We start from the raw sequence: 6,783 nt of genomic DNA, 5'->3' as shown, positions 1-6,783 counted from the left end.
GATGACAATGTAAGATGAATAATATCCTTACCATCTTTAACTATATCTTCAAAATACTCTTCATACTCTTCTACATTGATCTGTGAAGTCTTGGTATCAGCTCCGTCCTGCATAGCCTTATAGAACTTATCAAATGAAATTGTCTGTCCAAGGTCGTCTAAATGATCTACGCCATCAAGCTGGTAATGAAAACATATATATCTTACCTTTTTTGTGTCAAAAAAGTCTTTTGGCATATCTGCTGTAGAACAGCAGCTAATTACATAATCCGAACTCATATATAACTTTCCTCCGCCATTTTACTACTTATATAAAAAGAAAATCTCTTTTTTCAGTTTATATTAAGAAAAAATTAAATACAATAGCTTAAAATATTTACTCAGGAAAACTTTCCATATCCTTCATTATATTTTCAAGACGCTATATTACTAAATATTGGTTATACATTTTTTTAGTATATTTTTCCATCGCACCATAAACAGAAATCCATCAAAACAAAGTAACAAAGTGTCATATCTATCTAAAATGAAGTTTTACCCGTATTAGTTTCCATGATTTTGTCTATTTTACGCAATTACAATTAAGATTAGGTATTTAAGTTCCATACTATTTTTGTTACAATCTATACTTGTAGTATTTACTAGCAAAAGGATTATTGAGGAGATATAACATGTCATTTGAAGTAAAACATTTGCAAAAAAATTTTGGAGACAAGGTCGCCGTAGAGGATCTTTCTTTCAGGCTTGAAGGTCCCGGCGTATATGCACTTCTTGGTACAAATGGTGCAGGTAAATCCACCTCCATACGTATGATGCTCGGCATACTTTCCAAAGATCACGGAGAAGTTCTCTTAAACGGCGAGAATTTTGACACTCACAAGGTCAATGTAGGATACCTCGCAGAAGAAAGAGGCTTATATCCCAAGTACCCAATCATGGACCAGCTTATGTATTTTGCATCACTTAAAGGTCTGTCTCAAGACGCTGCCATGGAAAGGATCAAATACTGGGGCGACAGACTTAAGGTTATGGAATATCTTTTTCCTGAGAGAAAAAAGGGAAAGAAAGTAAAACCCACTCTTGCAGATCAGATGTCCAAAGGTAACCAGCAGAAGATTCAGCTCATGGCTGCTCTTATCTCAGACCCTGATTTTCTGATTCTTGATGAGCCTCTTTCAGGCCTTGATCCCGTTAATACGGATCTTTTCAAAAGTGTAATTCGCGAAGAAATCGAAAAGAAAAAATATATCATCATGTCATCCCACCAGATGCCTGTCATCGAAGAATTCTGTGAAGACATTACTATTTTAAACAGGGGTAAAGCTGTAGTTCACGGCAATCTCAATGATATCAAGAAATCCTACGGCCGCGTTAACCTCTTTGTTAAGTGCGATGAAGATATCTCTTCTACTGTTAACAGCCTAGGAATAAGGGTTGTTAGTGATACTCCTGCAGGAATTCAGCTTAAGGTTCAAAACGAGTCTGAAGCAAGAACTCTTCTAAAGCATCTTACTGATGAAAATAAGACCATAGTAAGATTTGAGCTAAGAGAGCCTTCTCTTCATGAGATTTTCATTGAAAGCGTCGGAGAAAATGCAGAGGATAAAGAATCAGCTGCAAAAGACAGCTCTCCAAATGAAGATAAAGGCACTAATGTTGAAGGCAGCAAGGCGGAGGATATGTAAGTGAATAAAAATGAATTCAGAGGATTCAAACAGGTCTTTTTATTTGAATTCATGACAGGTATCAAAAAGACTGGTTTTAAGATATTCCTCTTAGTAATATGTTCCATATCATTTCTGGCTATGCCTGTCATGCTTATTCTTGATAATAACAAGGCCGATGATGATGCTAAAAATAGTGCCCCTGTAAAAGCGGCTATAGAATCAGTATATATATATGATAATACAGATCTTACTATTGACTATTCTCTGTTAAATGAAAATGAAAAGTATACAGATGTATCTTTTGTCACAGATAGTGATATCTCCTATACTGATGCTATTGAAAATCTCAAAGGCAATTCTGATCACAAAGATCTTGTTATAGGGATAGAATATGAAGCCAAAGAAGGCTTTGATATCACGATCACAGATTCTTCCAAATCCGAGATCAGCGACTCAGATTTAAGCAGCTTTGAAGATGACTATCTGTCTTTTTACAGAGAAGAGATTCTTAAAAACCTGGATATAAGCCAGGAAGATTATGAATATCTTACACAGAACATTCATGTAAATGTTATGAAGATAGATGAAAGCGGTTCTGTTGCCAATAACGAAGAGGGAATCTCCTACAACGAATATATAATAATGCTTGCAGGACTTATGGCCGTATTTATGTTCATCAACATGTCAGTTGGTAATGTAGCTACATCCATTGCAACCGAGAAATCATCCAGAGTAATTGAATATCTTCTGACAGGAACAAGACCTCTTGCGCTCCTATCAGGCAAAATAGCTGCAAGACTTTTAGAAAACGTTATTATCCTGTTTGCAGCATATTCAAGCTATTTTATGTCTCAGCTTGTATGTGTCTTCCTTATAGCAGGTAATGCTTCAGGCAGCACCTCAAGTAATCTTGTTGTGGTTTCATCATTTTGGAATACTATTACTATTCCAAAACTTGTTCTCACAGTGCTGTACTTTCTTGCAGGTCTGTTTCTGTTTACAATACTTGGAGCAATCGCAGGCGCAAGTGTATCAAAGCTCGACGAGCTGCAGGATGCTTACAAATTTTACAGCTTTATCATGATAGTCTGCGTATATGTAGATATGTTCATTATCATTATGATGCTTAGCACTAGTATATCAAGCTCGTTTGAAAATTTCTGTGCCCTATTCCCTTTTACAGGAGCATTCATAACTCCTGCTCTGATACTTACAGGAAAGCTCAGTGTATTTACAGGAACGATAGCTCTTATAATAATCGTCATTACTGCAGCCCTTTCATTTATCCTGGCATCAGCAGTATACGAGTCTATGCTCCTTTTCCAAGGTAAAAGACTTAAAGCAAAAGACATAATTGCACTCATGAAAAAGCAGGTGGTCGAATGAAGAACTGGCTTAAAATATTAAAATTCACTCTAAAACAGGCCCTTAGAGGCCCTAAATTCATTACTTCTACAGCCATAATAGGTATAGTTATACTTTTAGCTGCAGGAGTTTCCAACATTTTTATATCCGGGGCATTTGATAATGATTCAAAGACAAGTGACCTAGAAAATGTTTATATAGTTAATGAAACAGATCTTACAATAGATACTGACAGCTTCGTACAAGATCATCAGAAGGATTATCCCCTTTTGCATATCAGTAACATCTCAGGTGTAAGCGCCCAAGAGGCTGCACAAAATCCTGACGTTATATCTACATATAGTGAAAGTACTGTTATACTTGAACTTTCAGAAGATAAGGATGGCTTTAATCTTAATGCTTATCTTCCCAGTACAAGCACTGTAAGTAGTAGTGAAGCAGAAGATTTTGCATATGATTTTTCTGATTCAGTAAAGAGCGCCAAGATCAAAAGCATAGGTGTCTCTGAAGATAAACTGAGCATGGCTACTGGCGATCTTAATGTTACTTACGCAAAAGCTGAAGAAACAAGCGAAGAAACAAGCGAAGGAACCGACTATCCAGTCTTATCTTATATAGCTCACATGCTGGTAATGATGGCCCTATACTTTTTGGTAATATTCTATGGACAAAGTATAGGTCAGATAGTCAGCATGGAAAAGACATCAAAGCTCATGGAATACATCCTTACTCTTACAGGACCTTCAGGAATTATATTTGGCAAAGTAACTGCCATCTTCTGTGAGGCTGTCATACAGATAGTTATATGGATAGCCTGCGGTTTAGGCGGTGTTATTATAAGTAATTCCATCATAGAAAGTCTTATAGGCCAAAAGAGCACTGACATCATTGCTCTTTTTATGGAAATGCTTCCAAAAGAAGGTCTTTCCCACAGCTTTGGAGTTCTTATGATCCTTGCTGTTATAGCACTCCTTGCAGCATTTTTATTCTACTGCTTTGTTTCAGCCTTATTTGCTTCATTTGCTTCAACAGCAGAAGAATTGTCACAGACCAATTCAATGTCAGTACTTGCTATGCTTGCCGGCTTTATAGCATCAATGTACATACCTCTTTATACAGATAATTCACCAATAGGCATGCTTATCGTAAGGATCATTCCTTTTACTTCTGCCTTCTCTTTACCAGGTGATATCATCTGTGCAAGAATAAGCCTTATCGAGTTTATAATCTACATTTCGCTTCTTATCTTCTTTACTGTAATGCTTGCCATACTCACAGGTAAAGTTTATAAGAACAGACTATTCAAAAAAGGAACCAGGAAAATCTTTGCTGAGATAGGATCTGCCATCACCGGCAAGACAAGATCAACCGAAGAAGTTTCTGATCCTTTGGAAAAAGAACTTTCTGATACCCAAAAAGCTCTTCCTATCGAACGCTATGAAAATCATGACAGAGCTAAGAAAACCTATACTATCGTTGGATTTGCCCTTCTTGCTCTCATACTTGGTGCAAATGTTTTAGGCGGACTTATTGGAAATGTGCTTGCTAATATAGTATCAGCAAAAGCTAATATGAATCTTCAGGATTTATATTCAGATACGACATTCCTTGTTGTTAACAATATAATTGCCATGTACCTTGTAGCATGTCCTCTATGTGCACTTGTTATGAAGCTTTCAAATGATTCTGTCCTCGTCAAGAAAGGAAGCATTAGTAAAAATCAGTATTTTAGAGCAATCTGCATTATATTCCCTGTAGCATATTCTCTTTCATACTTTAGTGCCTTCCTTGCTTCTTTATTATCAGGGGGAGAATCTGAAAATACTGTTATCAACGCCTTAATAACAGGCGATAACGTACTTTCCATGATAATGGTAGCTGTCCTTGCTCCTATATTTGAAGAGCTTGTATTCAGAAAGCTGATAATAGACAGAACAAGGCGCTACGGAGAAGCTATTGCCATACTATACTCTTCACTTGCCTTTGGAATATTCCACTGCAATCTGTATCAGTTGTTCTATGCATTTGCAATAGGTATTCTCCTTGGCTACGTATATGTAAGAACCGGCAATGTCATACTGACTATCATAATGCATATGATAATGAACTCATCATCCGCCATCTTGTATCCTCTTGCACCAGCGGTTTATGAATATTTTGAATATGCAATGATAATACTTGGCATAGCTTCAATCATCTATACATTTATAAAAAGAGATGTGAAGATAGAACATACCCAAAACGAAGTTGCTTCCAAAGAGCTTTCAGCAATTGCATTCCTTAACTCGGGTACGATCATCTTCACACTTGTGTGCACCATGATCCTCATCTACACACTGCTTGCACCCGCACTTCTTGGGTGATCTGCATGTGATTGGCCGTGCAGATTCTTGAATGCGGGAAGTTTATAAAGTTTTTTCTTGTCTTTCGTGTATTAAAATTCAAGGCTTAATATCAGGATTATTATATTCCGGGATCCAAACTCGCTTCGCTCAAACATGTTGATCCCATACGGAATATAATAATCCGTCTATTAAGCTCTTGAATTTTTTTAATTATATTTGCTCCTGAGCTCGTCTGCTACTTCGTCGGATAGTTCAAAGTGCTGGTAGTCTTTGACGCTGTTCCAGCTTCCGCCCCATATAAATCCATGCTCTGTAAAGAGCTTGTAGCATAAGTCGTTTTCATCTATTTTGTAAGGGAAGTCCGCTTCTCTGTCAAGGTAAGGGGCGCCTGCTGCCGGCTCTACTATCCTTGTACCGTCTACTTCTTTGGTGTATGGATTGTATAAGGGATTTATATCTACTGCTATACCAAGACCGTGCTTGGATATCTTGGTAGTATGAGATATGCATCTGTAGTTAAAGCATGAAGAATTGTTGGCTGTCATTGATGCCTCATCATCAGCATCATATACATCAATAAGCTCCATTCGTTCTATGGGATAGTCATTTATATATAACTCTTCAAATATTTCAAGCAGATCCTGAGCTATGATCTCATGACATACCATCTCTCCTTCACATGTAGCTCCTTCAAGATTCTTATGAAGTATATGTATATACCTAAGGTCCTCTATTGGAATGGTACAATCATCCTTATAGGACTTGCCCTTCATCTGAGCAAAAAGTTCATCTGATATCATTTCTATATAAAAATCTTCGCTACTGATCTCATTATCCATTTCTTCTGTGCCCATCTCTATATCTGATTCATCAGTATTACTGTCACTATTTGAAGCCTCAAGGTCATCTTGGGAAGCTCCATTTTGTGAATCAGAATTATCTGTATTTGTTTCATCTATATTTGAAGTATTGTTATTTGAAGCGTTTATATTTGATGTTTCCTTATTTGAATCATCATCATTTGAAATATTTTTATTTGATATTTCTTTATTAGAAACATTATTATTTGAAACGTCATTATTTGTTGTTTCTATATTGGATGCATTACTATTGGAAGCATTTTTATTTGAGGTATCTTTATCTAAATCATCTATATCAGAACCATCTTTATTTGATGTATTATTTGAAATATCTATACTTGCTGCGGCATTAGTATCAGCATTCCCTTGATCGTTCCCGCATCCCTGGCAGCATATTAGCAATACCATAAGTATACTTATGATATTTTTAGAAATAACTCGTTTTTTAGAAGGTTTAACAGGCTTTTTACGCTTGTCATATTTAGTAATACTATCATTTTTATATTCTGATGTATTTTCATTTTGAATTCTGTTTATGATCATTCTC

The 6,783-nt window shown here is 36.3% G+C and carries 5 protein-coding genes; 3 read left to right on the top strand and 2 right to left on the bottom strand.

The features are described from left to right. Positions 1–278 (bottom strand): DegV family protein (locus K6G87_RS08270; RefSeq protein WP_296835751.1); only part of this gene is annotated, 278 nt, incomplete at its 3' end. A 392-nt stretch (positions 279–670) separates the two neighbouring features. On the opposite strand from K6G87_RS08270, the gene K6G87_RS08265 reads away from it, so the two are divergent. The 3 genes from K6G87_RS08265 to K6G87_RS08255 are packed head-to-tail and all read left to right on the top strand — an operon-like array spanning position 671 to position 5,394. After that, complete coding sequence (locus tag K6G87_RS08265; protein WP_296835749.1) at positions 671–1,684, top strand: ABC transporter ATP-binding protein; 1,014 nt, start codon at positions 671–673, stop codon at positions 1,682–1,684. After that, entirely contained in the window at positions 1,685–3,052 is a 1,368-nt protein-coding gene (locus K6G87_RS08260; protein WP_296835747.1) for an ABC transporter permease, read from the top strand. Then, on the top strand, positions 3,049–5,394 hold the full coding sequence (locus tag K6G87_RS08255) for a CPBP family glutamic-type intramembrane protease (RefSeq protein WP_296835745.1): 2,346 nt from the start codon (positions 3,049–3,051) through the stop codon (positions 5,392–5,394). The genes K6G87_RS08260 and K6G87_RS08255 overlap by 4 nt, the downstream gene beginning before the upstream one ends. A gap of 188 nt (positions 5,395–5,582) precedes the next feature. Here K6G87_RS08255 and K6G87_RS08250 read toward each other — a convergent pair. Beyond that, on the bottom strand, positions 5,583–6,783 hold a 1,201-nt coding region (locus K6G87_RS08250), incomplete at its 5' end, for a M15 family metallopeptidase (RefSeq protein ID WP_296835744.1).

The organism is Butyrivibrio sp. (assembly GCF_024699075.1).
This window is presented reverse-complemented; position numbering and strand designations above follow the sequence as displayed.